Genomic DNA, 25,370 nt, shown 5'->3' with positions numbered 1-25,370 from the left:
TAAAAGATATTTGTTTTTTATAAGGAGGGCTGAATGCCATCCGTGTGGCGTTTTCAGCGCTTGTTCAGAGGGCGGAAATCGCTAGTATTACACCTGTGCTCAGGGACAAGCACAGGTTGTCAGGAAGACAATCAGGACATCGCAAGACGCGATTCATCAGGATGATGAGCTGGGAAATACAGGGACTAGGGACAAAAGAGTGGGCGACGCGAGTCGCCCCTTTTTTTGCCTGCGTTTTTTGTGTCTATCGTTTGCAGATCACTCTGCGGCCTGGCTTCAGGCAATTTCGGACCTGCAGAAAAGTAAAAACCCGCGCAAGGCGGGTTTTTTGTGCAGCAAGCGCAGCTAAGTACTAGCGCTCCAGATACTGCAGCTTGTCCTTCACGCCATCCCACTCTTCAGCGTCCGGCAGGGACTCTTTCTTCTCGGTGATGTTCGGCCAGACTTCGGCCAGATCAGCGTTCAGTTCGATGTATTCCTGCTGATCTTCCGGCACCTCATCTTCGGAGAAGATGGCTTGTGCAGGACACTCAGGCTCGCAGAGTGCGCAATCGATGCACTCGTCCGGGTGGATCACCAGGAAGTTCGGGCCTTCGTAGAAGCAGTCCACCGGGCAGACTTCTACGCAGTCGGTGTATTTGCATTTGACGCAGTTGTCGGTAACGACGAAGGTCATTTCTGATTCTCTCCTCGGGCGCCAGCCTGCCCCGTTCTATGCGGGTTTCAGCAGGCTAGGGGTAATGGCCACGGCTCAGGCTTTAAGTCGGGCAGTCATAAAAATGCGCGAGATTCTAACAGTTCGCGCGCAATAGCGTTAGAAGCGTGTCTTCCATGTATATAACAGTTCCAGCGCTTTACGCGGAGTCAGATCATCCGGGTTGATCTTGCGTAATTCCTCCTGCAGCGGGTGCGGCAGGCTGGCGAACATATCGCTCTGCATCGGAGCCGCCGTCTGACCAGGCTGCGTCGGCGGCAGTTCATGGGGCAGGCTGGTGGTTTCCAGGCGTGCCAGGTGCTCGCGGGCACGCAGGATCACCTCATTCGGTACACCCGCCAGTTGCGCTACCGCCAAACCATAGCTTTGACTGGCAGGGCCAGGCAGCACGTGGTGGAGGAACACGATGCGCTCATTGTGCTCGGTGGCATTCAGGTGCACGTTGGCCACGATGGGCTGGCTTTCCGGCAGCACGGTCAGCTCGAAGTAATGGGTGGCGAACAGCGTGTAGGCGCGCAGCTTGGCCAGCTGTTCGGCAGCGGCCCAGGCCAGCGACAGACCGTCGAAGGTGCTGGTGCCGCGGCCGACTTCGTCCATCAGCACCAGGCTGCGTTCGCTGGCGTTGTGCAGAATGTTGGCGGTTTCGCTCATCTCCACCATAAAAGTCGAGCGGCCACCGGCCAGGTCATCGCTGGAGCCGATGCGGGTAAAGATGCGGTCAACCAGCGACAGCTCGCAGCTTTTCGCCGGCACAAAGCTGCCGATATGCGCCAGCAGCACGATCAGAGCGGTCTGCCGCATATAGGTGGATTTACCGCCCATGTTCGGCCCGGTGATGATCAGCATGCGCGTGTCATCGTCCAGGCTCAGGTCGTTGGCCACAAAGGGTGTAGTCAGTACCTGTTCGACCACAGGGTGACGGCCCTGGTCGATACGCATGCACGGCTCATCGACAAAGCGCGGGCGATTGAGATCCAGGTTCAGCGCACGTTCTGCCAGGTTGCTCAGTACATCCAGCTCGGCCAGGGCCGCGGCGCTGTCCTGCAGTGGGCCGAGGTGACTGATCAGGCGCTCCAGCAATTCGTCATAGAGAATCTTCTCCCGGGCTAGGGCGCGGCTCTTGGCCGACAGCGCCTTGTCCTCAAACTCTTTCAGCTCAGGCGTGATAAAGCGCTCGGCGCCTTTCAGAGTCTGGCGGCGGATATAGTCGGCCGGAGCCGATTCGGCCTGCTTGCTCGGCAGCTCAATAAAGTAGCCGTGCACGCGGTTGTAACCGACCTTGAGGTTGGCCAGGCCGGTGCGGGCTTTCTCACGGGTTTCCAGGTCCATCAGGTATTGGCCGGCGTTCTCGCTAAGCGATTGCAGCTCATCCAGCTCGGCGTCGTAACCGGTTTTCAGCACACCGCCATCGCGGATCACCGCCGGTGGGTTATCGATAATCGCCCGGGCCAGCAGCTCGGCCAGTTCCGGGTAAGTGCTGACTACGCCCGCCAGCTCGCTCAGGTGCGGCGCTTCCAGATTGGCCATGGCCATCTGCAGTGTGGGCAGCGCGGCGAGGGCGTCGCGCAGGCGCGCCAGATCGCGCGGGCGCGCATTGCGCAGGCCGATCCGGGCGAGGATGCGCTCCAGATCGCCGATTTCCTTCAGCTGCGGCTGCAGGGTTTCGAAGCGGTAGCGCTCCAGCAGGCAGGCAATCGATTCCTGGCGCGCTTCGAGAATGCTGCGGTCACGCAGCGGGCGATTCAACCAGCGGCTGAGCAAACGGCTACCCATAGCTGTCTGACAACGGTCGACCACTGATTGCAGGGTGTTCTCGCGACCGCCGGCCAGGTTGATGTCCAGCTCCAGATTACGCCTGCTGGCGCCGTCAAGAATCACCGTGTCATCCAGGCGCTCATGGCGCAGGCTGCGCAAGTGCGGCAGAGCAGTGCGCTGGGTTTCCTTGGCATAAGCCAGCAAACAGCCGGCAGCGCCGATGGCCAGGGTCAGATTCTCGCAGCCAAAACCCTTAAGGTCCTGGGTGCCGAACTGTTGGCACAGGCTCTTGTGCGCGGTGTCGCGTTCGAAGTCCCACGGCGCGCGACGGCGTGAGCCCCGGCGTTTTTCAGCAGGCAGGTCCTGCGGCCAGTCATCGGGGATTAACAGTTCAACCGGGTTCAGGCGCTCAAGTTCGGCCAGTAGGTTTTCCCAGCCCTTGATCTCCAACACGCTGAAGCGGCCGCTGGTGATATCCAGTACGGCCAGGCCAAACAGGCGCTCATCGCCCAGTACCGCGGCTAGCAGGTTGTCGCGGCGCTCATCGAGCAGGGCTTCGTCGCTGATGGTGCCGGGGGTGATGATGCGCACCACCTGGCGTTCCACCGGGCCTTTGCTGGTGGCCGGGTCGCCGACCTGCTCGCAGATCACCACCGACTCGCCCAGCTTGACCAGCTTGGCCAGGTAGCCTTCCAGCGAATGGAATGGGATACCGCACATGGGAATCGCCTGGCCAGCGGACTGGCCACGGGCGGTCAGGGTGATATCCAGCAGCTTGGCGGCCTTTTTCGCGTCCTCGTAGAAGATCTCGTAGAAGTCGCCCATGCGGTAAAACATCAGCTGTTCGGGATGCTGATTTTTCAGCTTCCAGTACTGCTGCATCATCGGCGTGTGAGAACTGAGGTCGCTTTGGTTCATCGTTTTAACTGTCCGGCTGAATCGCAAAAGCGCCTAGTGTACGGTATCGGCCTGGCTGGCTTTAACCCCGGAGTGCAGATGACTGCTAATGAATATGCCCTGACCCAACTGGCTGCCGAACTGGGCGCACAACTGATTGCCGCTAAGGCCCAGGTGACCACGGCGGAATCCTGCACCGGCGGCGGTATTGCCGAGGCGATTACCCGCATTCCCGGTAGCTCGGCTTGGTTTGAAGCTGGTTACGTCACCTATTCCAATGCGCAGAAAACTAAGCAGCTGAATGTGCCCGAGGTGCTGTTCACTGCGGTTGGCGCGGTGAGTCAGGAGGTAGTCGAGGCTATGGCGCGGGGCGCGCAGGCTCATAGCGGTGCGCGTTTTGCGGTGGCAGTCAGCGGTGTCGCGGGGCCGGATGGCGGATCGGCGGAGAAACCAGTGGGCACGGTCTGGCTGGCCTGGGGCGATGGCGCGCAGCTATTTAGTGTGCGCCGGCAGTTTGCCGGGGATCGCAGCGAAGTTCGCCGACAAACGGTCGAGGCCGCACTGGCTGGGCTGTTGCGCCTGCTTGCGCAAGAAAATCCAAACGCGGGGTAGGCGGGCGACTTGCCCTGTGGAATAATACTGTCTACTTATACAGTTGTTGGTGGCCGCTAGCTGGCCCTTCTTGATTACGTGAGGACTTAAATGGACGAGAATAAGAAGCGCGCCTTGGCGGCAGCCTTGGGCCAGATTGAAAAGCAATTCGGCAAAGGTGCAGTGATGCGCATGGGCGATCATGATCGTCAGGCGATCCCGGCCATCTCCACTGGCTCGCTGGGTCTGGACATCGCGCTGGGCATTGGCGGTCTGCCGAAAGGCCGAATCGTTGAAATCTATGGCCCAGAGTCCTCGGGTAAAACCACCCTGACCCTGTCGGTGATCGCCGAAGCGCAAAAGCTCGGCGCCACCTGCGCCTTCGTCGATGCTGAGCATGCACTCGACCCGGACTATGCCGGTAAACTCGGCGTCAATGTCGATGACCTGCTGGTGTCGCAGCCGGATACCGGCGAACAGGCCCTGGAAATCACCGACATGCTGGTACGCTCCAACGCTGTTGACGTGATCATCGTCGACTCCGTGGCGGCCCTGGTGCCGAAGGCGGAAATCGAAGGCGAAATGGGCGATATGCACGTAGGCCTGCAGGCCCGCTTGATGAGCCAGGCGCTGCGCAAGATCACCGGTAACATCAAGAACGCCAACTGCCTGGTGATCTTCATTAACCAGATCCGTATGAAGATCGGCGTGATGTTCGGTAGCCCGGAAACCACCACCGGTGGTAACGCCCTGAAGTTCTATGCTTCGGTTCGTTTGGATATCCGCCGTACCGGTGCGGTGAAGGAAGGCGACGAGGTGGTCGGTAGCGAAACCCGCGTCAAAGTGGTGAAGAACAAGGTCGCTCCGCCGTTCCGTCAGGCCGAATTCCAGATTCTTTACGGCAAGGGCATCTACCGTAACGGCGAGATCATCGACCTCGGCGTGCAGCTCGGTCTGCTGGAAAAATCTGGCGCCTGGTACAGCTACCAAGGCAACAAGATTGGCCAGGGCAAGGCCAATTCGGCCAAGTACTTGGAAGACAACCCGGAAGTGGCACGCACCATTGAAGGCTTGATCCGTGAGAAATTGCTGGTGGCCAGCCCGACGGTCAAGGCCAACTCCACGGCCGATGACCTGGCTGACGCCGACGCCTGATTTGCCTGCCATGTCCATTGCTCTGGATAACCCCGTCGCGGTGCGGCGGGCGGCCATGGATCTGCTGGCACGGCGCGAACATGGCCGGGTCGAGTTGACCCGCAAGTTGCGCAGTCGCGGGGCTGCAGATGAGTTGATCGAAACCGCCCTCGATCGCTTGACTGAAGAAGGCCTGTTGTCTGAGGCGCGTTATCTGGAAGCCTTTGTCAGCTACCGCGCGCGTTCCGGCTATGGGCCGCTGCGCATTCGTGAAGAGCTGACCCAGCGTGGTCTAACTCGCAGTGATGTCGATCAGGCCCTGCGCGACAGTGGTATCGACTGGCGTGAACATCTGCAGGAAACCTGGCAGCGCAAGTTTGCCGGTGAGCTACCCCGTGATGCGCGCGAGCGTGCCCAGCAAGGGCGTTTTCTCAGTTATCGGGGTTATCCGCCTGAGCTAATCGGGCGCTTGCTACGCGGTGCGCTGGACGATTAAGCGGAAGCCCGCTGTTCGCCGACCCGTTGTATCAACTCTCTCCGTTTTCCCCGTTATCTACTCCCACACGCCGATGATGCAGCAGTATCGGAAGCCAATGCTTTCTGTACTGAAATGCGTGTAGCCGACCTTTTTCCTTTAACCAGCGGAGCCGCTATTGCCGATAGCCCGCAGCAGGCTATCGGCTGGGCGGAAACTCAGGCGTTTTCTGCCCAGTTGTGCGGCTGATTGACCAGGTCGAGGAGTTCGCGCAAGCGGCCGTGGTTGCGGCCGTTAAAGAAAAAGGCCAGGCGCGTCATATGGCACAGCTCCGGTTCATCCTGCTCGGAGTCGCAGTGCGCTTGTTGCTGGAAGTCGCTGTGCGTGCACAGATCGCGGAACTCATTGTTCAGCTGCTGCATGGCTGCCTCGTTCAACGCATGGTTGAGGCGGATCACGTAGCGTTCCTTGAGCCAACGGCTGGAGTGGTAGTTACGGTAGAACTGAGCAATCTCCTCGGCAGCCTCTTCGGCGCTGTGGACCAACCGCATCAGGCGCATATCACTGGGCAGGATATAGCCGTTGTTCTGCAACTGTTCCTGCAAAAACGTCAGGGCGCTGGTCCAGAAGGTGCCGCCAGGCTGGTCGAGCAGTATCACGGGTACCAGCGGGCTTTTGCCGGTCTGGATCAGGGTCAGCACTTCCAGAGCTTCGTCCAGAGTGCCGAAACCACCTGGGCAGAGCACCAGGCCATCGGCTTCTTTGACGAAGAACAGTTTGCGCAGAAAGAAGAAGTGAAATGACAGCAGATTGTTGCTGCCTTGTACGGTGGCATTGGCGCCTTGCTCGAAGGGCAGGGTGATATTGAAGCCCAGGCTGTTTTCCAGGCCGGCTCCTTCGTGGGCAGCCGCCATGATGCCGCCGCCGGCGCCGGTAATGACCATCAGGTTGTGTTTGGCCAGGGTCGCGCCCAGGTCACGGGCCAGGCGGTAAACCGGATGGTCGGGCGGTGTGCGTGCCGAGCCGAAAACGGTGACCTTGCGCCGCCGTTTGAATTGTTCCAGCGTGCTGAAGGCAAGCTCCATTTCACGCAGGGTCTGCAGCATGATCTTGGCGTCCCAGCGGTTGCGGTCGGCCTGCGCCATGCGCACAACCGTGCCGAGCATGGCTTGGTAGAGCTTGGTATTGGGGCTGTCAGGCGGTGCGGCAAGGATGCCCAGTTCTTCCACTTTGTTGGTCAGGTCGACGCCGCTGGTTTGAAAATGCCGAGACAGAAAATCGTCCGATTCATCGGGCATACAACTTCTCCTTCTGCTGACCGGCCGAGCAGGCTATTGCCGCATTGGCCTTGTCCTGAGTATGGCTGCTGGCTGATGGATTGTGCGGCGCATGCCTATTCGTTACAACCTACAGCCCATGCCAGGATTGCATCAGAGGGCGATTTGCTCGCCAGGTTCAGGGATGTTGGCGATCCAGTTCAGACGTTCGCGCAAGGCCAGTTGCAGGGCCTGCATCTTCTCCAGTTCGCCATGCACCAGGTACAGCTCAGGGTGGCGCTCGAAGTGGCTGACCCAGTCGAGCAGCTGTGATTGCCCAGCATGCGCGGAGAAGCCGCCGAGGGTGTGCACCTTGGCTTTTACCGCGATGCGTTGGTGGAGGATTTTCACGTTCTGCGCACCGTCGACGATATTGCGGCCTAGCGTGCCCTTGGCCTGAAAACCGGGGAAGATCAGGTGGCAGTCGTCGCGCCAGAGGTTGTGCTTGAAGTGGTGGACGATGCGTCCGCCGGTACACATACCGCTGCCGGCGATGATGATCGCACCGCTCTTGATCCGGTTGATGGCCATCGATTCTTCCACACTGGGCGTGCCGCGCAGGATGGGTAACCAGTCCTCGATGCGCTTAACCTTTTTGGCTGCCAGCGCCGCACGGTCTTCGGCGGCGAACTGGTCCTGAAAGCGTGAGTAGATGGCGTTGGCCCTTATGGCCATCGGGCTGTCGAGAAACACCGCCTGTTGTGGCAGGCGGCCTTCCTGATAGAAGCGCCCTAGGTAGTAGATCAGGTCCTGGGTGCGGCCGACGGCGAAGGACGGGATCAGCACGTTGCCGCCATCGCGATGGGCCTGCTGCAGAATCTCCGCCAGCTCCTCGAGGGTATCCTCGCTGCAGCGGTGATCGCGATCGCCGTAGGTCGACTCCAGCAGCACCACATCGGCTTTGTTCAGCGTGCTGGGGTCTTGCATCAAAGGCGAGCAGGTATTGCCCAGGTCGCCGGAGAACACCAGGCGGCGGGTCAGGTGATGGTCTTGCACTTCGAGTTCGACAATCGCCGAGCCGAGGATATGCCCGGCATCGTGAAAGGTCACTTGTACGCCCTTGGCCACTTCGCGGCTTTCGCCATACATCATTGGCCTGCGTTGGCTCAGCGCCTGTTTGGCGTCGGCTGTTGTGTACAGCGGGCTGATTGGCGCCTTGCCCATCCGCGCGCGCCATTTGTTTTCCCACTCCGCGTCTTTCTCCTGAAGAAAGGCTGCGTCGAGCAGCATCAATTCCATCAGCTCACAGGTCGCATCAGTGGCGAAGATCGGCCCGCGATAGCCGGCGGCTGTGAGTTTCGGCAGCAGGCCGGTGTGGTCGATGTGCGCATGAGAAATCACCACGGCGTCCAGGCTGTTCGGGTCAAAGGCAAACGGCGCGCGGTTGCCGTCCTCTTCTTCGCGGCGGCCCTGACGCATGCCGCAGTCGAGTAATACCCGTGCCCCGTCGCGGCTTTCGATCAGGTAGCAGGAACCGGTGACTTGTTGAATTGCGCCGAGGAAGTTGAGCAGGGCCATGGCTAATCCTTGAACAAGTTGAATGGGTGGCGCTTAAGGCTGTCCCATCAGGTAACCGGGGGTTTTGATACAGGTCAGCATCTGCCTGTATCCCGCGCTCTAAGCTGACTAAAACTATCGGAGCCGCATATGACCCAGCTATTTCCCAGCGCCAGCGAGTTGGCCGAGCATGCCCGCCTTGAGCCGGCCTTCGCCGCCTGGCAGCGCGGTTATGGTCCTTTGCAGCACAGTCCGCAGACCTGCGCTGCGGTCTACCGCATGGCCCACCAGTTGGTGCAGGCCGGCGTGCAGGCGGATCTGCCGAGCGTCTACCGCCACTTTCACGCGCTGGATCGGCTGACGGCCGCAGGGCTGTGGCTGGTGGTGCATATGACCTATGCCCAGCGCGTGCGCCTCGATGGCGTGGCGTTGGCTGCAGAGGACTTCAAGGTGTCGCCCGAAGGGCATACCGGCGGCGCGTTGAATATGGTGCCGGCCTATGCCGGTTACTTGGCGTTGAATAACCTGACCGGGGAAACCCGTGGCTGGCTGATGGGCCAGGGCCACTGTGTGGCAGCCATCGAGGCGCTCAACCTGCTAACGGCCAATCAGCACCCGGAACAGGCCGAGCGTTACCCCTGTGACGAGGCCGGGATGAGCCAGTTGGTGGCGGACTTCTACAGCTATGCGCAGAACGCCGCCGGCCAGGTCAGCGCGCCGCTGGGCAGCCACGTTAATCCGCATACGGCAGGTGGCATTGCCGAAGGCGGCTATCTGGGTTTTGCCGAGCTGCAATATGCTCATCTGCCGTTACCCGGCGAGAAGCTGGTGGCCTTCCTCTCTGATGGTGCGGCCGAAGAGCAACGCGGCAGTGACTGGATGCCACGCTGGTGGCGCGCCGAGGACTGCGGTGTGGCGTTGCCGCTGATGATTGCCAATGGTCGGCGCATCGAGCAACGCACCGAGCTGGCGACGCCCGCCGGGCTGGATAACTTCCGTGAGCACCTGCGTCATTGCGGCTTTGATCCCGTGAGTTTCGATGGCTGCGACCCGGCGGCTTTTGTCTGCGCGTTGTGGGACATGGAGCAGCGTATGGGGCACCGTGTGCAGGAGCTGCGTGATGGCGTGCTGAATTACCCGCTGCCCATGCCCTACGGCATTGCCGAAACGCTCAAGGGTTTCGGCTTTTACGGCGCTGGCAGCAATGCGGCGCACAACCTGCCGTTACCGGCCAACCCGCATACCGATGCAGCGGCCCGCGAGCTGTTCAATCAGCATGCGGCGCAGCTTTGGGTCGCGCCGGAAGAGCTGAGCGCCGCCTGCGCATTGTTTGCGGATCGAGGCTCCCGCCCGCTGGAGCGCGATAACCCGCTGGCGCTGCGTCATCCAGCGCTGCCAAAACTGCCTGAGTTGCAGTATCAGGACAGCGCCTGCTCGCCGATGCTGGCCCTGGATCGTTTCTTTGTCGATCTGGTGCAGGCCAATCCGCAGTTGCGTCCGCGTGTCGGTAACCCCGATGAGCTGGCCAGCAATCGCCTGGGCGGCGTTCTCAAGGCGCTCAAGCACCGGGTGACCGCGCCGGAGAGCGAGCTGGAAGCGCTGGATGGCGCCATCATCACTGCGCTCAATGAGGAAGCCGTGGTCTCCGCCTGCCTGGCCAACCAGGGTGGCTTGAATCTGGTGGCCAGCTATGAGGCCTTCTGCGTGAAGATGCTCGGCGCGGTGCGCCAGCGGATCATTTTTGCCCGGCAGCAAAAAGAGGCGGGACGCCCCGCAGGTTGGCTTGGCTGGCCGCTGGTGGCCACCTCGCACATCTGGGAGAACGGCAAGAATCAGCAATCGCACCAGGACACCACCTTCTGTGAGGCCTTGCTCGGTGAGATGAGCGATATGGTGCGGGTGCTGTTTCCAGCCGATCACAACTCTGTATTGGCGCTGCTGCCGGGCATCTACCAGACGCGTGGCCAGCTCGCCTGCATGGTGATTGCCAAGCGCGAGCGGCCTTGCGTATTCACTCGCGAACAGGCCGAGCAGCTGGCGCAGGACGGCGCCCTTGTGCTGGCCGAGCACCAAGGCGAGCAGCCTTTGCTGCTGATCGCTACCGGCAGTTATCAGTTGGCGGAAATGCAGCGCACGGCCGTTCGTCTGAGCGCGGCCGGATGCGCCTGGCGTCTGGTTTACTTGCAAGAGCCGGGGCGTTTTCGTGCGGCCCGCGATACCTGGGAACAGGCGGTGATTGTCGATGCCGAGCGGGTTGAGCGGTTATTCCCGGCTGCCAGCACAAGGCGTGTGCTGCTGACCCATATGCGTCCGGAAGTCGCCCGTGGGCATCTGTGGCCGCTGCTCGGTGAGGCTCGACACAGCAGGGTGCTGGGCTACTGTAATCGAGGTGGCACCCTGGATGAAGCCGGCATGCTGTTCGCCAATCAGGCGAGCTGGGCGCATGTGCTGGAGGCCGCTGCCGAGTTGCTGGAAAAGCCGATTGGCGATTTGCTCAGTGCCGAGGAGCAGGCTGCCGTGCAAGGGCGGGGAGAACCACGTTGTCTGCGTTAGCGCAGGCTAGTGGATGCGGGAAAAGGAGGGGCAGGTATGCCTAAGTTGACCTTGGATCTTGATGTGGATTTGTATCGCCTGTTGCAGCAGGCCGCGCACAACAACCAGATAAGCCTGGAAGAAGAGTGTTTGCAGCGGCTTGAAGGTGCGGCGCGGCGTTCGCGTTATATGCACGCCTTGCTGGCGGATCTGCGCGCCGATGATGAGCAGCGACGCGCGCAACAGGGTGGCGGCTGAGCCTTACAAGCCGCAATCTGCTTTGCTGAAGCGCTCGGTGGTCACCGGGCGATTGCTCTTGTATTCGCTGAACTCATAACGCAGCGCTGCACCGCGCGCCAACAACTGGCGATAACCGGCATTGCGGCACACGCTGTTGGCCAGTTGTGCGCGAACCACGTCCGGATTGCCACGCATTTGTGCCGCATGCTCGCTGCGCACACTGAGGTGGTTGACCAGTTCGCTGCCGTCAACGGTGTAGCCCTGATCAAGAATGTCTTCGTTGATCGCTCGTGGTGTGCCCACGCTGCTTTCGCGCGCGACTTTTTCCAGGGTCTTGCTCAGCTCAAAATCTTTCAGGGTGGCGGCATGGGCAAACAGGGGCAGGCTCAAGGCCAGGGTCAGGCTGGTCAAACGCAGCATGGGGTTCTCCAAAGTCGATTCGCACCTTCTGACCGGCAGTGCCTGGCAGAGGTTCAGTGCCGTTATCTTACTCGCCTGCCGACACTTACGCAGTTGCCACGGCAGGTGGTGCAAGACGCACGGTTGAATAAGCCGCAGCGGGCTTTGCTAGACTGCCGCGCTTGCTGACCCCTGGATGACTCATGCCGTTTCTTCTCTTCTGTCAGGTGTATGCCTGATGAGCCACGCCGTCGCGCGTTTGCGGGCTGCGCGGATTGCCCGCAGTGCCAAACCTTTTCTTGCCCGTGGTAGCCGCTCGGTACGTTGCGATGATTGCCGCCTGGTGATGAGCCACTGCCTGTGCGCCTGGCGCCCGCGTATTGCCGCAACTTCCGCGGTGTGTCTGCTGATGCACGATGTCGAGGCGCTCAAACCCAGCAATACAGGCTGGCTGATTGCCGACGTACTGGCCGATACCTCGGCGTTTGGCTGGTCACGGGTTGAGGTCGATGCCGGCTTGCCGGCGTTGCTGCGCGACCCGCAGTGGCAGCCTTACCTGGTGTTTCCGGGCGAGTATGTCGCCGCCGAACGGGTGGTCAGCGAAGTTCAACCAGCGCCCGGCAAGCGGCCGTTGTTTGTGCTGCTGGATGCGACCTGGAGCGAGGCGCGCAAGATGTTTCGCAAAAGCCCTTACCTCGACAGCCTGCCGGTGCTCAGCCTGCAGGCCGAGCAGCTGTCGCGCTACAAACTGCGCCGCTCCAAACGCGATGATCATTTCTGCACCGCTGAAGTCGCGGCCCTGTGCCTGGAACTGGCCGGCGACCAGCGGGCGGCGGATGGTTTGAATGCCTACCTGGATGTCTTCAGTCAGCACTACCTGGCAGCCAAGGCGCCGCGCGCGGTGCCGCTGGATGATCCGTTGCATGATCGCCTGCGCGAGTTTCTCTAGGCACTAGTGAGCTAATTTTTTCGGCCACAACTGCGCCAACAGCATGCCGGCAAACATCAGCGCACAGCCGAAGTAGCCGCGCAGCTCCAGCGACTCACCCAGCAGCCAGGCCCCGGCGATGGCGGCGAAAACCGCTTCCAGCGAGAGGATGATGGCAGCGTGGGAAGCGATAGCGTCTTTCTGCGCCACCACCTGCAGGGTAAAGCCGACGGCCACACCGAAGATGCCGCCGAAGAGAATCGCCGGCCCAGCGGCGATGATCGATTGCAGTTGGATTTCCTCGAAGATCACCGCCAGTAGCAGGCTGATTACTGCGCAGGTGATGAACTGCACCAGGGCCAAGCGCAGCGGGTCATGGCGGCCGGCAAAGAAACCCACCAGCAGCACATGTACGCCCCAGACGAATGCCCCGGCCAGTTGCAGCCAGTCACCGGAGGCCACGGTAAAACCCTCGCCAACGCTGAGCAGGAACATGCCGACCACAGCCAGGCAGGCACCCAGCCAGATACCCAGGCCGGTTTTATGGCCGATAAACAGCCCCAGCAGCGGCACGATGATCACGTACAGCCCGGTGATAAAGCCGGAGTTGGTCACGCTGGTAAACAGCAGGCCCACCTGCTGCAGATTGATCCCCAGGGCCAGCGCCAGGCCCATCAGCACACCGCCACGCAGCAGTTGGCGGTTCAGTGGCGCTACCGTTGCGCTGCTGCTGCGACCTTCCAGTAGACGCAGCACGGGTAGCAGAATCAGCGCCGCCAAGCCAAAGCGCAGGCCGCTGTAGAGGAAGGGGCCGATGGAGTCCATACCTAGGCGCTGGGCGACAAACGAGGAGCCCCAGATCATCGCGGTCAGCAGCATTAACAGGTCGGCGCGCAGGGCGTGGCTTCGCATTTCAGACTCTCGTCGGCAAAGCTGCGAACTGTGCCGCAAAGCGTCGTGCTTGACCACCCCGTCAGTGCTGGGCATGCTTGGTCGCTTTTCTGCGTTTTCAGGCTTGGTTGCGCCGCAACCCTGCGGCCTGTGCGCATTGTTCACCGTGCCCTGGACAGTACCCTGGCGGGTACCCACATAACAAAAACAGGATTCACCATGGCCGCTTTTGAAATCCTCATTGCCGACGATCACCCCCTGTTTCGCAGTGCCTTGCAACAAGCGTTAACCCTGGGGTTGGGGCCCGATGTAAGGCTGGTCGAAGCGGCCAGCATTGCCGAACTGGAAGCCTGCCTGGCGCAGAAGACTGACTGGGATCTGGTGCTGCTCGACCTGAATATGCCCGGCGCTTACGGCTTCTCCGGCCTGGTTTTGCTGCGTGGGCAATACCCGCATATTCCGGTGGTGATGATCTCCGCCCAGGAAGAGCCGTCCATCGTTGCGCGTTCGCGGGAGTTCGGTGCCAGTGGGTTTATCCCTAAATCCAGCCCGCTGGAAACCATTCAGCAGGCCGTGCGTCTGGTGCTTGATGGCGAGGTCTGGTGGCCGCAGCAAACTCAGGAAGCGATTGCCCTGTCGGCTGAGGCCAAGGCCGCCAGCGCCGGCCTGGCCAGCCTGACGCCACAGCAATTTCGCGTGTTGACCATGGTTTGCGATGGCTTGCTGAACAAGCAGATTGCCTATGAGCTGAGCGTCTCCGAGGCCACGGTAAAGGCCCATGTCACGGCGATTTTCCGCAAGCTTGGGGTACGCACTCGCACGCAGGCGGCGCTGCTGTTGCAGCAGCTGGAATCGATTCCGTCTAACTGAAGTGCTTTTCTCCCGGGCTTGGCGTAGCCTGCCGGGCTTTCTCGAGATGGTTGTGATGATGTCGCCATTCAAAGGCCAGACTGGCCTTAAACGTGTTCTCAATGCCACCGGTTATTCCCTGGCCGGCCTGCGCGCCGCTTTTACCGGGGAAGCCGCCTTTCGCCAGCTGCTGCTGATCAACCTGATCCTGGTGCCTTTGGCGTTCTATCTGGATGTCAGCCGCGTCGAGCGCGCCTTGATGGTTGCGGTGTGTCTGCTGGCGCTGATCGTCGAGCTGCTCAACTCGGCGGTGGAGGCGGCCATTGACCGCATCTCGCTGGAGCTGCACCCGCTGTCGAAGAATGCCAAGGACATGGGCAGCGCCGCCCAGTTCACCGCTCTCAGCCTGATTGCCCTGGTGTGGGCGATTATCGTGCTTGGCTAACTCCGCCGTCCTCAGGCGATAGTCGGTAGCACGATCTGATCGCTGCGCGTCACGCCGGCGGTCAGAGCACGGCACAGTTCAATAAATTCACGCATGGCGGCGGTCTGGTACTTCTGCTTGTGCCAGATAAAATAGAACTGCCGGCGTAGATCCAGCTCAGTGGTTTCCACTGCCACCAGACTGCCGCGGCGAAAAGCATCGCGCAGTGCCAGGCGGGAAATGCAGCCAATCCCTAGGCCTGATTCCACCGCACGTTTGATCGCCTCGGTGTGCTCCAACTCCAGGCGGATATTCAAGCTGCTGGGGTGGTGACGCATGGCCTGATCGAAGGTCAGGCGCGTGCCGGAACCTTGCTCACGCAGAATCCACGCCTCGCGCGTCAGCTCGTCCAGGCTCGCCTCACCGCGCTGCGCCAATGCATGTTGCGGCGCGCAGAACACCACCAGCTCATCTTCAACCCAGGGCTGCACCTCGATATCCGGGTGCTGGCAGTCACCTTCGATCATGCCCATGTCCAGTTCGTAGTGGGCGATTTGCTGTACCACGTAGGCGGTGTTGTGCACCTGCAGCTTGACCCGGCACTCCGGGTGGCGCTGCATAAAACTGCCGATCAACAGGGTGGCCAGGTAGTTGCCGACGGTGAGCGTGGCGCCAACATTCAGCGAGCCGTAGCCACTCTTGCCGCCCAGCAGGCGTTCGATTTCCTTGGCCTGGTCGAGCAACGCCACCGCCTGTGGCAACAGTTGCAGGCCTAGAGCGTTGAGGCTGAGGCGTTTACCGGCGCGGTCGAACAGCTGGCAGTCGGACTGGCGCTCCAGTTCGCTGAGCGAGGTGCTGGTGGCCGATTGCGACAGGGCCAGGGAGTCGGCCGCGCGCGACACGCTTTCATGCTGGGCCACGGCGACGAAGACTTGCAGTTGTCTGAGGGTAAATCGCATATCTATATAACAGATAACCTATATCTTGATAATCAAGTTAACAGATATTCTGCCGCTCATTACAATGCCATGCAATTGCGCGCAGGCGCGCAGGCGACATTACCTTTGCGGAGCTCCGAACATGAGCAATCTTAACGCCGAGCGCATTCTTAGCGTTCACCATTGGAACGACACGCTGTTCAGCTTCAAGTGCACCCGTGATCCGGGTCTGCGTTTCGAGAATGGTCAGTTCGTGATGATCGGCTTGCAGCAGGAAACCGGCCGTCCGTTGATGCGCGCCTATTCGATTGCCAGCCCGAACTGGGAAGAGCATCTGGAGTTCTTCAGCATCAAGGTGCCGGATGGCCCGCTGACCTCGCAGTTGCAGCACCTCAAGGAAGGCGATGAGATCATCATCAGCAAGAAACCCACCGGCACCCTGGTGCTGGATGATCTCAAACCCGGCAAGCACCTGTACCTGCTCAGCACCGGCACTGGCCTGGCGCCATTTATGAGCGTGATTCAGGACCCGGAAACCTATGAGCGCTTCGAGAAGGTGATTTTGGTTCACGGTGTGCGCTATGTGAACGAAGTGGCCTACCGCGAATTCATCACCGAGCACCTGCCTAAGAATGAATTCTTCGGCGATGCGCTGAAGGACAAGCTGATCTATTACCCGACAGTGACCCGTGAGCCGTTTGAGAATCAGGGCCGCCTGACTGATCTGATGCGCAGCGGCAAGCTGTTCCAGGATATCGGCCTGCCGCCGATCAATCCGCAGGACGACCGCGCGATGATCTGCGGTAGCCCAAGCATGCTTGATGAAACCAGCGAAGTGCTCAACGAGTTTGGCTTGCAGGTCTCGCCGCGCATGCGCGAGCCAGGTGACTACCTGATTGAGCGCGCCTTCGTCGAGAAGTAAGCCTGCCTTCATCAGAAGCCCGCCAATCGGCGGGCTTTTTTTTGTGCGCGTCTATTCCAGCGCAAGGGCGCTGTGTGCGCGGTTACCGCCTTTCTGCTTGGCCTGGTACATGGCGTTGTCGGCGTGCTGCAGCAGTTGCTGTTCATCCTGGGCGTGTTGCGGGTACAGAGCGATGCCGATGCTCGGCAGGATGGTCTGGCTCTGCCCGCACAGCTCGAAGGGCTGATTGAGACTCTGGCGGATTTTCTCTGCCACCACGCTGGCGTGATCGGCTGAATGAAAGTCTTCCAGCAGTACGACGAATTCATCACCGGCAAAGCGCGCCACCGTATCGGCCTCGCGCAGGCACAGCTGGATACGCTGGGCGACGCCCTGCAGCAGCTGGTCGCCAGCGGCATGGCCGAGGCTGTCGTTGACCTGCTTGAACTTGTCCAGATCGAGAAACAGCAGCGCCACTTGCGACTGCTCGCGGCGTGCGCGGGCCAGGGCCGTGTGCAAACGGTCGCGCAGCAGTTCGCGGTTGGGCAGTTGGGTGAGCTGATCGTACTGCGCCATAAACTGCAGATGACTGAGCATTTGCTGGCGCTCGATGGCCGTGGCCACCTGGGTCGAGACGAATTGCAGCAGCTCCTGATCTCGCTCGCTGTAGCGCGTGGAGGCACTGCTTTGCACCAGCAGTGCGCCGATAATTCCGCGGTGCGAGCGCAGCGGAACGCCGAGCCAGCTGTGTGAAACATCGGGCAGTGTCTGGCAGGCGTCGGGCAACAGCAGGGTGTTGCCGCTGCGAATCACCTGGGCACTCAGCGTGGTGGCATTCAGAGGTGTATCGGCAGCTGTTGCCGGTGGTTGTTCGGCGGGGTAGGGGAAGCTCAGCTCGTCATTCTGCTCATCGTACAGCGCCACGGAAAAGCTGATGGTCGGCAGCAGCTCGCCGATGATCTGGTGTACCTGCTGAAACAACCCGAGCAGGTCCTTGGCCGAGTGGGCCGCTTCGGAAATGCCATATAACGCGGTCTGCAGGGCTTCGCTGCGTTTGCGTTCGGTGATGTCGTGGGCGACGGCGATGCGTACCTGATCGTCTTCCGACCAGCGCGCAGACCAGAGGATGTGCACGGTGCTGCCATCCTTGCGCAGGTAACGGTTCTCGAAGTTCGGTTTATGCGCGCCGGCCATTATTTCCTTGGCGGCCTGCAGGGTTTTGGCGCGGTCTTCGGGATGCACCATATCGATCATCACCTGGCCGATCATCTCATCTGCGCTGTAGCCGAAAATGCGCTGGCAGGCGGCGCTGACGAAAACGAAACGTCCGCGTCTGTCGACCACGCAGATGGCGTCGAGCAGCAGATCGACAAGGTTTTCGGTCGGCATGTAGGTGCTGGCTTTCATGCGCTCACATTATGTCGATACGTGATGACGGTTTATCGGGATGGTTACTGGCGATTTGGCAGTATGGCCCTTGTATTCACCATAGCCGCAAGGCGGCGAACAGTGAACGACTGTTTGCCGCCGCAGGTTCTGCCAGACGCGGCTGATGTAGCTTTAGCGCCTTACGTCTACCCAGTGTAGAACGCTGCGTCGGCGGCGTATTGCCAGCTATTGCGCGTGGCTGAAGCGCTGCCCGGAGACGGCCGGATGGTAGATCGGCTGCACCTTGTTGCCGGCGGGGTCGAGCAGGTGGAAGCTATGGGCGCCGTCGCCATGGGCGAAAGGGCGGTCGAGCAGGGTCACGCCTTGCTCCTTGAAGTAGGCATACCAGGCGTGCAGCTCGTCGATGCTGTCGACGATAAAGCCATAGTGATCCACCGCCTGCTCGCCGCTGCTGGGCACACTGGCGCGGCCTAGGGAGAGGTTGTCGTTGCCGCAGGTCAGGTAGACCAGGTCTTCATTGGCGCGGTGCAGTACCTGCATGCCGAGAATATCCACGTAGAAGCGTTCGCAGGCTTCCAGGTTGGGGACCAGCAGTGCGATGTGGCGCAGGCCATTGAGGCGACCGGGACGTTCGAGCATGGTAAGCATCCTATTTTGTATACATTTAATTGGTAAATATAAGACAAAATTGCTGCTCAGCCTATGCGTGCTAACCAGGATCAGTCGGCCGGTACGACCTCCAGTACGCAGATGCTACCGGGCTGTGGGTAGTGCCAGTGCACCTCGACATCCCAGAAGCGCACGCCATAACGGCGCTCGGGGCTGGGCTGCTGGTAGGCCGGGCGCGGATCCTGGGCCAGGCACTGCTCGATCAACTCGACCAGTGGTTCATTCAGGCGCTGCCCATGTTCGTTTGCCTGGATCAGTGCACTGTCCTGCCAGCTGACTTCGATCAGCGCCGGCGCGCTGTCGGCGATGCGGTTGTAGGCTCCGGCGACGCTGTCGGCATAGGGTACGTAGGGTTTGATATCCAGCACCGGGGTGCCGTCGAGCAGGTCGATACCGGACAGCCGCAGTTTGCCGGCTTCGACCTTGTCCAGTTTGACCACCGACTGGCCGATGCCATTGGGCCGGTGCGTAGCGCGGGTGCTGAACACACCGACCGATTGATTGCCGCCCAGGCGCGGCGGGCGCACCTTGAGCCGCGGCTTGTCTTCCAGCGCCTGGTGAAACAGAAACAGCAGCCAGACATGGCTGACCTGCTCCAGCCCCTGCACGGCATCGCCGTTATCGAACGGGGCGACTAGCTCCAGCACGCCACGGGCCGCCGGGGCCAGTTGCGGCTGACGGGGAATGGCAAACTTCTCCTTGAAGCAGGAGCGGACAAAACCGATGGGCGAGACGGAGTAGGACATGGCGGCGTGATCGAGTGAAAACGCCGCCATAGTACCTGACTAGAGGTGAAAACCGCCGTCGATGGGGATGATCGCGCCGGTCATATAAGCTCCGGCGGTGCTCGCCAGGCTGATCGCCAGGGCGGCCATTTCCTCTTCGCGGCCCCAGCGCTGCATCGGGATCAGTGCGCAGTCCTCGGCCATGGCCGCCTCGTCCTGGGCAATAAACTGGGTCATCTTGCTCGGGAAACGCCCAGGGGCGATCACGTTGACGTTGATATGTTGGCCGACCAGTTCGCGGGCGAGCATGCGCGACAGCTGATGCAGCGCGGCCTTGCTTGGGCCGTAGGCATAGGCGTCTTCACCATGCGAGGTGATGCCGGCGACCGAGCCGATATTGATCACCCGCGCCGGATTCGCCGCGCTGCCGGCCTTGCGCAGCAGCGGCAGCAATTGTTGGATGCAACTAAACACCGAGGTCACGTTGAGTTGCATGACCTTTTCCCAGCCCTTGGCCGGATAGCTTTCCAGCGGTGCACCCCAGGTGGTGCCGGCGTTATTGACCAGGATGTCCAGGTGGTCGATCTGCCCAGCCAGTTGCTCGGCCAGTACCTGCACACCTTCTTCGCTGGCCAGGTTGGCGGCTATGCCGTGGCAGCTGCCAAAAACCGATAGCTCGGCAGCAGTTTGCGCGCAGGCTTCGCCGTCGCGGGCGCAGACGTAGACCGTGGCGCCAGCTTCGACAAAGGCTTTGGCGATCATCTTGCCGATACCACGGGTGCCGCCGGTAACCAGGGCGGTGCGGCCTTGCAGGCTGAAGTAGGGGTACATGGCGAATCCTTTTAGCGGATGAGTGCCACTACCCTAATCATCTGACGGCGCCATGGCAGTCATCATTGCCCGTGGAAATACGCTACCATGCGGGCAGGCATGGCAGCGCGACGGTGGGATTTAGCTGCGAACGCGCAGGGTTAGACCCTTGAGGAAATTGCGCAGGAACTGATCGCCGCAGGTGCGGTAATTGCTGTGGCCGAACTTGCGAAACAACGCGCTCATCTCCGGTTTGGACACCGGGCAATCGACGCTCTGCATGATGGCGTGCATATCGTCTTCCTTCAGCTCGAAGGCCACACGCAGTTTCTTCAGCACCATGTTGTTGGTAATTGGCAGCTCAAACGGCTGGGCCGGGCGGCTGTCATCCTTGCCGCGCTTGAAGTACACCAGGCCGTCGAGAAAGTGCGCCATCAGCTCGTCGTCGCAAGGGGTAAAACCTTCTTCGTCATCCTTCTTGAGCATGGCCGCGAGGTCGTCGAGGGCGACCTGCTTGCCGCTGAGCTGGATGATTTCAACCATCTGCGCGTCGCTGATGTCGAGGGTGTAGCGCAGGCTGCGCAGTACGTCGTTATTAAGCATGGGGTGGTCCTGAAATGGGCTGATGCGCAAGACGCATCAGCTAAAAAATTAGAAGCGTTCTTTGCCTGCCAGATAGCGCCACTGGCCTGCAGGGACTTTGGCCATGGGCACGCCGCCGATGCGGATACGCTTCATGCCCAGCACCTTGAGGTCGACGCTGTTGCACATAAACACGATCTGTCCGGGCAGCGGGTTCTTCAGGGCGAAGCGCAGGCGGGTTTCGTTCTGCCAGCTGACCTTGCAGGGCGGCAATGCCACGCCGTTGAAGGTCAGGCCGTGAGCCAGGCGCTTGAGTTGGCTGGCGCTCAAGGTGCCGACGACTTCGACCACATACTCCTGTTCCAGTTTGCTCAGGTCTTCCTTGAGCTTGCGCTCGATGCGCCAGTCCTGGGTCAGTACATGCAGGCCGTCGGCGCCGGCTTGCAGCGGTGCACAGCTGACTAGGCGGGCGAAATGGCCTTTTAGCGGACGTATCCCCGAACTGTCTTCCGGCCAGTGGCTGGCTGAGCTGATGCCTTCCACTGCGCGTTCCGGGTTATGCCCATTGGGTACATTCAGGAGCAAAGTGACCGGCTCGATCGGCGCCAGGACGGCATTGGGCAGCAGTTCCACGCGCTGTTCGGCGACTTTGAACTGGGGCTCTTCTATGACCACACCATCCACCGTGACCCAGCCGCCTTCGATATACAGTTCGGCCTCGCGGCGCGAACAGCCAATCACTTCGATCAGGCGTTTGGACAGGCGAATGGGGTCGGTCATAAAAGCGGTCATCGGCAAAAAAAGGGCCGCCATTGTAACCGGACAGGCCCCCGGTGCACGGAACATCGGGCGAACGGCGGCGATAAAAGCGGTTGTCAGCATTGAGGCAGAGACAGGCGGGCAGGGTGGGCTTTGTCTTCGGCAATAAAAAACCGCTCCGAAGAGCGGTTTTCTTTCCTTGGATGCTTACCCGCCCAGGTAGGCGTCGCGCACCTTCGGATCGTTCAGCAGGTCATGTCCGCTGCCTTGCATAACGATCCGGCCGTTCTCCAGTACATAGCCGCGGTCGGCCAGCTTGAGCGCCTGGTTGGCGTTCTGCTCGACCAGGAACACCGTCACACCGTCCTTGCGCAGCTGTTCGATGATGTCGAAGATCTGCTGGATGATGATCGGCGCCAGGCCCAGCGACGGCTCATCGAGCAGCAGCAGCTTGGGCTTGCTCATCAGTGCGCGGCCGATGGCGAGCATCTGCTGCTCACCGCCGGACATGGTGCCGGCGCGCTGGGCAAAGCGTTCCTTCAGGCGCGGGAACAGGTGCAGGACCTTGTCCAGTTGCTCCTGATTGTCGGCCTTGCTGCCGAAGAAGCCGCCCATCACCAGGTTTTCTTCCACGGTCAGGCGGGAGAACACCCGACGACCTTCCGGCACCACGGCAATGCTCTTGCGCATGATGCTCGGGGTGTCCTGGCCGATCAGCTCTTCACCCTGGTAGCGGATGCTGCCGCTGCTCGCCTGGGGCGAGCCGCAGAGGGTCATCAGCAGGGTCGACTTGCCGGCACCGTTGGCGCCGATCAGGGTGACGATCTCACCCTGACGGACTTCGACGTTGACGTCATGCAGCGCCTGGATCTTGCCGTAGAAGGTGGAAACGTTCTCGAAATACAGCATCACGCTTCCCCCAGGTAGGCTTTGATCACGTCCGGGTTGGCGCGGATCTGTTCCGGCGTACCGTCCGCCAGGGGCGTGCCCTGGTTGATCACGTAGATGTGGTCGGAAATGCTCATGACCAGCTTCATGTCGTGCTCGATCAGCAGCACGGTGACGTTGTGCTGGTCGCTGAGTACGCGGATCAACGCCTTGAGGTCGTCGGTCTCGCGCGGGTTGAGGCCTGCGGCTGGCTCGTCGAGCATCAGGATGCTCGGGCGGGTCATCATGCAGCGGGCGATTTCCAGGCGACGTTGCTGACCGTAGGCCAGGGTGCCGGCCGTGCGGTTGGCAAACTCAGTCAGGTTGACCTGCTCCAGCCAGTGCGCGGCGAACTCCATGGCTTCGCGTTCGCTCTTGCGAAACGCCGGGGTCTTCAGCAGGCCCGCCAGGTAGTTGGTGTTGAGGTGGCGGTGCTGAGCGACCAGCAGGTTTTCCACCGCCGTCATGTCCTTGAACAGACGCACGTTCTGGAACGTGCGCACCACGCCTTTGCGCGCAATCTTGTGGCCAGACAGGCCTTCGATCTGCTCGCCATTGAGGCGGATGCTGCCGCTGGTAGGCTGATAGAAGCCGGTCAGGCAGTTGAATACGGTGGTCTTGCCGGCGCCGTTCGGGCCGATCATCGACACAACCTGTTTTTCCTTGACCTGCAGGTTCACCCCGTTGACGGCCAGCAGGCCGCCGAAGCGCATGGACAGGCCGCTTACTTCCAGGATCGGGCGGCTCATTGCTTCAGCTCCAGGTGCGGACGTTGCATGGGCAGCAGGCCCTGCGGACGCCAGATCATCATCAATACCATCAGCGCGCCGAACATCAGCATGCGGTATTCGTTGAATTCACGTGCCAGCTCCGGCAGCAGGATCATCACGATGGCCGCCAGAATGATGCCCAGCTGCGAGCCCATACCGCCCAGTACGACGATAGCGAGAATGATCGCCGATTCGATAAAGGTGAACGACTGTGGGCTAACCAAGCCCTGACGCGCGGCGAAGAAGCTACCGGCGAAACCTGCGAAGCACGCACCAATGGTGAAGGCCGAGAGCTTGATCGCGGTGGGGTTCATGCCCAGGGCGCGGCAGGCAATTTCGTCTTCGCGCAGGGCTTCCCACGCGCGGCCGATTGGCATGCGCAGCAAGCGGTTGATCACGAACAGGGTCAACAACACCAGCAGCAGGGCGATCAGGTAGAGGAAGATCACCTTGTTGATCGAGTTGTAAGCTACCCCGAAGTACTCGTGGAAGGTCTGCATGCCTTCGGCGGCCTTACGGTCGAACGACAGGCCAAACAGCGTTGGCTTGGGGATCGAGCCGATGCCGTTGGGGCCACCGGTCAGCCAGGTCATGTTGTTCAGCAGGATGCGGATGATCTCGCCAAAACCCAGGGTGACGATAGCCAGGTAGTCGCCGCGCAAACGCAGCACCGGGAAGCCCAGGATAAAGCCGAAGAACGCCGCCATCAGGCCGGCAATCGGCAGGCAGATCCAGAAGCTCAGGCCGAAGTAGAACGACAGCAGCGCATAGCTGTAGGCACCTACGGCGTAGAAAGCCACGTAGCCGAGGTCGAGCAGGCCGGCCAGACCGACCACGATGTTCAGGCCAAGGCCGAGCATCACGTATATCAGGATCAGCGTGGCGATATCCACCGCCCCGCGCGAGCCGAAGAACGGCCAGGCCAGGGCGACGACGATCAGGCCAAGTACAATCCAGCGCTGGGTCGAGGGCAGGGTGAGAAACTCACTGGCTTTGCCCGGCATGCTTGGCAGCTTGGGCGCGTGGCTCCAGGCGGCGCTCAGGTGGTTGCGGAACAGTTGCCAGAAGAACATGGCAATCGAGCAGCCGAAGATGGTCCACAGCACGGCTGGGCTGGCACCTTGCACTTCGAGCTTGATGCCGACTGTGGAGAGCTTCAGACCGATAACCGGATAGGCCACGGCCAGCACCAGCAGGGCGCTGAAGATCGCGGTTCTGAGGTTTTGGGTAATGGAGGTCTTCATACTTTTTCAACCTCCGGACGGCCGAGAATACCGGTTGGGCGGAACAGCAACACCAGTACCAGCAGGCTGAACGCCACCACGTCTTTGTACTGGTCACCGAAGATATCGGCGCCAAAGGCTTCGGCTACGCCCAGCAGCAGGCCACCGAGTACCGCGCCAGGAATACTGCCGATACCGCCGAGTACTGCTGCGGTGAAGGCCTTGATCCCGGCGAGGAAGCCCAGGTGCGGGTTGATCACGCCGTATTGCATGCCCAGCAGCACGGCGGCGACGGCAGCCAGCGCAGCACCGATGACGAAGGTCAGGGCGATGATGTTGTTGGTGTTGATGCCCAGCAGGTTGGCCATCTTCAGGTCTTCAGCGCAGGCGCGGCAGGCGCGTCCCAGGCGTGAACGAGAGATAAACAGCGTCAGGCCGACCATGACAAAGAAGGTGACGACGAAAATCAGCACCTGCATATAGGAAATCACCACGCCATTCATGGCGCTTTCGCCGAACACGAAGTTGCCTGGTAGCAGGTTGGGGATCGATTTGTCCTTGGAGTCCTGCGCCAGGAGCACCTGGTTCTGCAGGAAGATCGACATACCGATAGCGGAAATCAGCGGGATCAGACGGTTACCGCCGCGCAGAGGGCGGTAGGCGACCCGTTCGATGCTGTAGCCATAGGCGCTGGCGACAATGATGCTGGCGGCAAAGGCCGCAATCATCACGATGGGTAAACTGTCCAGGCCATACATGGCCAGGCCGGCGACCACAATGAAGGCTACGTACGAGCCAATCATGTAAACCTCGCCATGGGCGAAGTTGATCATGCCGATAATGCCGTAAACCATGGTGTAGCCGATGGCGATCAAGGCATAGGTGCTGCCAACGGTCAGACCGTTAACCAGCTGTTGCAGGTAGTGATAAAGATCAGGCATTGCCTAACTCCTGGGTTGTCACGCAAGGCAGCGCTTTTGGCGCAGCATGCAACCGGAATTCTTCTAATAAACAAAACCCACTGCCGAAGCAGT

At 60.8% G+C, this 25,370-nt stretch carries 26 protein-coding genes; 9 read left to right on the top strand and 17 right to left on the bottom strand.

Translation table 11 applies throughout. The features are described 5' to 3' along the window. Positions 1-352 precede the first annotated feature (352 nt). Together fdxA and mutS are read right to left on the bottom strand one after the other, a co-directional pair. Positions 353-676 (bottom strand): ferredoxin FdxA, encoded by a 324-nt coding sequence (fdxA, locus tag RHP75_RS14485; RefSeq protein WP_090248347.1) that lies wholly within the window; start codon positions 674-676, stop codon positions 353-355. A gap of 138 nt (positions 677-814) precedes the next feature. Continuing rightward, complete coding sequence (mutS, locus tag RHP75_RS14480) at positions 815-3,388, bottom strand: DNA mismatch repair protein MutS (protein WP_311088806.1); 2,574 nt, start codon at positions 3,386-3,388, stop codon at positions 815-817. A 78-nt stretch (positions 3,389-3,466) separates the two neighbouring features. On the opposite strand from mutS, the gene RHP75_RS14475 reads away from it, so the two are divergent. From RHP75_RS14475 to recX, 3 genes are all read left to right on the top strand, one after another. Next, positions 3,467-3,979 carry a CinA family protein gene (locus RHP75_RS14475; RefSeq protein ID WP_311088805.1) on the top strand — a complete coding sequence of 171 codons (513 nt, stop codon included), beginning with the start codon at positions 3,467-3,469 and terminating at the stop codon, positions 3,977-3,979. Positions 3,980-4,069: 90 nt separating this feature from the next. Continuing rightward, a complete protein-coding gene (gene recA / locus RHP75_RS14470; protein WP_311088804.1) occupies positions 4,070-5,113 on the top strand; it encodes a recombinase RecA in 1,044 nt (347 codons plus the stop codon). Between the two features lie 10 nt (positions 5,114-5,123). Then, positions 5,124-5,588, top strand: coding sequence for a recombination regulator RecX (gene recX / locus RHP75_RS14465; protein WP_311088803.1), 465 nt, complete (start codon positions 5,124-5,126; stop codon positions 5,586-5,588). A gap of 197 nt (positions 5,589-5,785) precedes the next feature. Here the strand turns inward: recX and RHP75_RS14460 are convergent, their stop codons facing one another. Then, positions 5,786-6,865 (bottom strand): LOG family protein, encoded by a 1,080-nt coding sequence (locus RHP75_RS14460; protein WP_311088802.1) that lies wholly within the window; start codon positions 6,863-6,865, stop codon positions 5,786-5,788. 132 nt (positions 6,866-6,997) lie between these two features. Next, positions 6,998-8,401, bottom strand: coding sequence for an MBL fold metallo-hydrolase (locus tag RHP75_RS14455; protein WP_311088801.1), 1,404 nt, complete (start codon positions 8,399-8,401; stop codon positions 6,998-7,000). 129 nt (positions 8,402-8,530) lie between these two features. On the opposite strand from RHP75_RS14455, the gene RHP75_RS14450 reads away from it, so the two are divergent. Then, the gene (locus RHP75_RS14450; RefSeq protein WP_311088800.1) at positions 8,531-10,933 is read left to right on the top strand and encodes a xylulose 5-phosphate 3-epimerase; all 2,403 of its coding nucleotides are present in this window, start codon (positions 8,531-8,533) and stop codon (positions 10,931-10,933) included. A gap of 36 nt (positions 10,934-10,969) precedes the next feature. Then, positions 10,970-11,170 carry a hypothetical protein gene (locus RHP75_RS14445; RefSeq protein ID WP_311088799.1) on the top strand — a complete coding sequence of 67 codons (201 nt, stop codon included), beginning with the start codon at positions 10,970-10,972 and terminating at the stop codon, positions 11,168-11,170. Positions 11,171-11,173: 3 nt separating this feature from the next. On the opposite strand, the gene RHP75_RS14440 is transcribed toward RHP75_RS14445, so the two are convergent. Continuing rightward, a complete protein-coding gene (locus RHP75_RS14440; RefSeq protein ID WP_269380511.1) occupies positions 11,174-11,572 on the bottom strand; it encodes a quorum-sensing-regulated virulence factor family protein in 399 nt (132 codons plus the stop codon). Between the two features lie 217 nt (positions 11,573-11,789). On the opposite strand from RHP75_RS14440, the gene RHP75_RS14435 reads away from it, so the two are divergent. Next, positions 11,790-12,500 carry a tRNA-uridine aminocarboxypropyltransferase gene (locus tag RHP75_RS14435; RefSeq protein WP_311088798.1) on the top strand — a complete coding sequence of 237 codons (711 nt, stop codon included), beginning with the start codon at positions 11,790-11,792 and terminating at the stop codon, positions 12,498-12,500. 3 nt (positions 12,501-12,503) lie between these two features. On the opposite strand, the gene RHP75_RS14430 is transcribed toward RHP75_RS14435, so the two are convergent. Then, positions 12,504-13,391: a DMT family transporter gene (locus RHP75_RS14430; protein ID WP_311088797.1), complete on the bottom strand. Its 888-nt coding sequence runs from the start codon at positions 13,389-13,391 to the stop codon at positions 12,504-12,506. A 198-nt stretch (positions 13,392-13,589) separates the two neighbouring features. Here RHP75_RS14430 and erdR point away from each other — a divergent pair, with 198 nt between their 5' ends. Continuing rightward, positions 13,590-14,240 carry a response regulator transcription factor ErdR gene (gene erdR, locus RHP75_RS14425; RefSeq protein ID WP_275961219.1) on the top strand — a complete coding sequence of 217 codons (651 nt, stop codon included), beginning with the start codon at positions 13,590-13,592 and terminating at the stop codon, positions 14,238-14,240. A gap of 52 nt (positions 14,241-14,292) precedes the next feature. Then, complete coding sequence (locus tag RHP75_RS14420) at positions 14,293-14,664, top strand: diacylglycerol kinase (protein ID WP_311088796.1); 372 nt, start codon at positions 14,293-14,295, stop codon at positions 14,662-14,664. An 11-nt stretch (positions 14,665-14,675) separates the two neighbouring features. On the opposite strand, the gene RHP75_RS14415 is transcribed toward RHP75_RS14420, so the two are convergent. Continuing rightward, the gene (locus RHP75_RS14415; protein WP_311088795.1) at positions 14,676-15,602 is read right to left on the bottom strand and encodes a LysR family transcriptional regulator; all 927 of its coding nucleotides are present in this window, start codon (positions 15,600-15,602) and stop codon (positions 14,676-14,678) included. 121 nt (positions 15,603-15,723) lie between these two features. On the opposite strand from RHP75_RS14415, the gene fpr reads away from it, so the two are divergent. After that, positions 15,724-16,503 (top strand): ferredoxin-NADP reductase, encoded by a 780-nt coding sequence (gene fpr, locus RHP75_RS14410; protein WP_160085103.1) that lies wholly within the window; start codon positions 15,724-15,726, stop codon positions 16,501-16,503. A 51-nt stretch (positions 16,504-16,554) separates the two neighbouring features. On the opposite strand, the gene RHP75_RS14405 is transcribed toward fpr, so the two are convergent. The 10 genes from RHP75_RS14405 to livH form a co-directional block, all read right to left on the bottom strand. Continuing rightward, positions 16,555-17,889: a diguanylate cyclase domain-containing protein gene (locus RHP75_RS14405; protein ID WP_311088793.1), complete on the bottom strand. Its 1,335-nt coding sequence runs from the start codon at positions 17,887-17,889 to the stop codon at positions 16,555-16,557. Between the two features lie 207 nt (positions 17,890-18,096). After that, positions 18,097-18,510 carry a VOC family protein gene (locus tag RHP75_RS14400; RefSeq protein ID WP_311088791.1) on the bottom strand — a complete coding sequence of 138 codons (414 nt, stop codon included), beginning with the start codon at positions 18,508-18,510 and terminating at the stop codon, positions 18,097-18,099. Between the two features lie 80 nt (positions 18,511-18,590). Beyond that, positions 18,591-19,286 (bottom strand): tRNA (N6-threonylcarbamoyladenosine(37)-N6)-methyltransferase TrmO, encoded by a 696-nt coding sequence (gene tsaA, locus RHP75_RS14395; RefSeq protein ID WP_311088790.1) that lies wholly within the window; start codon positions 19,284-19,286, stop codon positions 18,591-18,593. A gap of 39 nt (positions 19,287-19,325) precedes the next feature. Further along, complete coding sequence (locus RHP75_RS14390; protein ID WP_311088789.1) at positions 19,326-20,096, bottom strand: SDR family oxidoreductase; 771 nt, start codon at positions 20,094-20,096, stop codon at positions 19,326-19,328. A 120-nt stretch (positions 20,097-20,216) separates the two neighbouring features. Next, complete coding sequence (locus tag RHP75_RS14385; RefSeq protein ID WP_311088788.1) at positions 20,217-20,678, bottom strand: DUF1456 family protein; 462 nt, start codon at positions 20,676-20,678, stop codon at positions 20,217-20,219. A 48-nt stretch (positions 20,679-20,726) separates the two neighbouring features. Continuing rightward, positions 20,727-21,437, bottom strand: a complete 711-nt coding sequence (locus RHP75_RS14380; RefSeq protein ID WP_311088787.1) for an rRNA pseudouridine synthase — start codon at positions 21,435-21,437, stop codon at positions 20,727-20,729. Between the two features lie 186 nt (positions 21,438-21,623). Beyond that, entirely contained in the window at positions 21,624-22,325 is a 702-nt protein-coding gene (locus RHP75_RS14375) for an ABC transporter ATP-binding protein (RefSeq protein ID WP_090375237.1), read from the bottom strand. Beyond that, positions 22,325-23,092: a high-affinity branched-chain amino acid ABC transporter ATP-binding protein LivG gene (gene livG / locus RHP75_RS14370; RefSeq protein WP_311088786.1), complete on the bottom strand. Its 768-nt coding sequence runs from the start codon at positions 23,090-23,092 to the stop codon at positions 22,325-22,327. The genes RHP75_RS14375 and livG overlap by 1 nt, the downstream gene beginning before the upstream one ends. Then, a complete protein-coding gene (locus RHP75_RS14365) occupies positions 23,089-24,357 on the bottom strand; it encodes a high-affinity branched-chain amino acid ABC transporter permease LivM (protein ID WP_409079656.1) in 1,269 nt (422 codons plus the stop codon). The genes livG and RHP75_RS14365 overlap by 4 nt, the downstream gene beginning before the upstream one ends. Continuing rightward, on the bottom strand, positions 24,354-25,277 hold the full coding sequence (gene livH / locus RHP75_RS14360) for a high-affinity branched-chain amino acid ABC transporter permease LivH (protein ID WP_090375233.1): 924 nt from the start codon (positions 25,275-25,277) through the stop codon (positions 24,354-24,356). Before livH ends, RHP75_RS14365 begins: the two co-directional genes overlap by 4 nt. Between the last annotated feature and the right edge of the window lie 93 nt (positions 25,278-25,370).

The organism is Pseudomonas sp. SG20056, from assembly GCF_031764535.1.
Lineage (GTDB): Bacteria > Pseudomonadota > Gammaproteobacteria > Pseudomonadales > Pseudomonadaceae > Aquipseudomonas.
This window is presented reverse-complemented; position numbering and strand designations above follow the sequence as displayed.

Coding starts and splice junctions, on each gene's coding strand:
- fdxA (WP_090248347.1), bottom strand. CDS start 676: ATGACCTTCGTCGTTACCGACAACTGCGTCAAATGCAAATACACCGAC.
- mutS (WP_311088806.1), bottom strand. CDS start 3,388: ATGAACCAAAGCGACCTCAGTTCTCACACGCCGATGATGCAGCAGTAC.
- RHP75_RS14475 (WP_311088805.1), top strand. CDS start 3,467: ATGACTGCTAATGAATATGCCCTGACCCAACTGGCTGCCGAACTGGGC.
- recA (WP_311088804.1), top strand. CDS start 4,070: ATGGACGAGAATAAGAAGCGCGCCTTGGCGGCAGCCTTGGGCCAGATT.
- recX (WP_311088803.1), top strand. CDS start 5,124: ATGTCCATTGCTCTGGATAACCCCGTCGCGGTGCGGCGGGCGGCCATG.
- RHP75_RS14460 (WP_311088802.1), bottom strand. CDS start 6,865: ATGCCCGATGAATCGGACGATTTTCTGTCTCGGCATTTTCAAACCAGC.
- RHP75_RS14455 (WP_311088801.1), bottom strand. CDS start 8,401: ATGGCCCTGCTCAACTTCCTCGGCGCAATTCAACAAGTCACCGGTTCC.
- RHP75_RS14450 (WP_311088800.1), top strand. CDS start 8,531: ATGACCCAGCTATTTCCCAGCGCCAGCGAGTTGGCCGAGCATGCCCGC.
- RHP75_RS14445 (WP_311088799.1), top strand. CDS start 10,970: ATGCCTAAGTTGACCTTGGATCTTGATGTGGATTTGTATCGCCTGTTG.
- RHP75_RS14440 (WP_269380511.1), bottom strand. CDS start 11,572: ATGCTGCGTTTGACCAGCCTGACCCTGGCCTTGAGCCTGCCCCTGTTT.
- RHP75_RS14435 (WP_311088798.1), top strand. CDS start 11,790: ATGAGCCACGCCGTCGCGCGTTTGCGGGCTGCGCGGATTGCCCGCAGT.
- RHP75_RS14430 (WP_311088797.1), bottom strand. CDS start 13,391: ATGCGAAGCCACGCCCTGCGCGCCGACCTGTTAATGCTGCTGACCGCG.
- erdR (WP_275961219.1), top strand. CDS start 13,590: ATGGCCGCTTTTGAAATCCTCATTGCCGACGATCACCCCCTGTTTCGC.
- RHP75_RS14415 (WP_311088795.1), bottom strand. CDS start 15,602: ATGCGATTTACCCTCAGACAACTGCAAGTCTTCGTCGCCGTGGCCCAG.
- fpr (WP_160085103.1), top strand. CDS start 15,724: ATGAGCAATCTTAACGCCGAGCGCATTCTTAGCGTTCACCATTGGAAC.
- RHP75_RS14405 (WP_311088793.1), bottom strand. CDS start 17,889: ATGAAAGCCAGCACCTACATGCCGACCGAAAACCTTGTCGATCTGCTG.
- RHP75_RS14400 (WP_311088791.1), bottom strand. CDS start 18,510: ATGCTCGAACGTCCCGGTCGCCTCAATGGCCTGCGCCACATCGCACTG.
- tsaA (WP_311088790.1), bottom strand. CDS start 19,286: ATGTCCTACTCCGTCTCGCCCATCGGTTTTGTCCGCTCCTGCTTCAAG.
- RHP75_RS14390 (WP_311088789.1), bottom strand. CDS start 20,096: ATGTACCCCTACTTCAGCCTGCAAGGCCGCACCGCCCTGGTTACCGGC.
- RHP75_RS14385 (WP_311088788.1), bottom strand. CDS start 20,678: ATGCTTAATAACGACGTACTGCGCAGCCTGCGCTACACCCTCGACATC.
- RHP75_RS14380 (WP_311088787.1), bottom strand. CDS start 21,437: ATGACCGACCCCATTCGCCTGTCCAAACGCCTGATCGAAGTGATTGGC.
- RHP75_RS14375 (WP_090375237.1), bottom strand. CDS start 22,325: ATGCTGTATTTCGAGAACGTTTCCACCTTCTACGGCAAGATCCAGGCG.
- livG (WP_311088786.1), bottom strand. CDS start 23,092: ATGAGCCGCCCGATCCTGGAAGTAAGCGGCCTGTCCATGCGCTTCGGC.
- RHP75_RS14365 (WP_409079656.1), bottom strand. CDS start 24,357: ATGAAGACCTCCATTACCCAAAACCTCAGAACCGCGATCTTCAGCGCC.
- livH (WP_090375233.1), bottom strand. CDS start 25,277: ATGCCTGATCTTTATCACTACCTGCAACAGCTGGTTAACGGTCTGACC.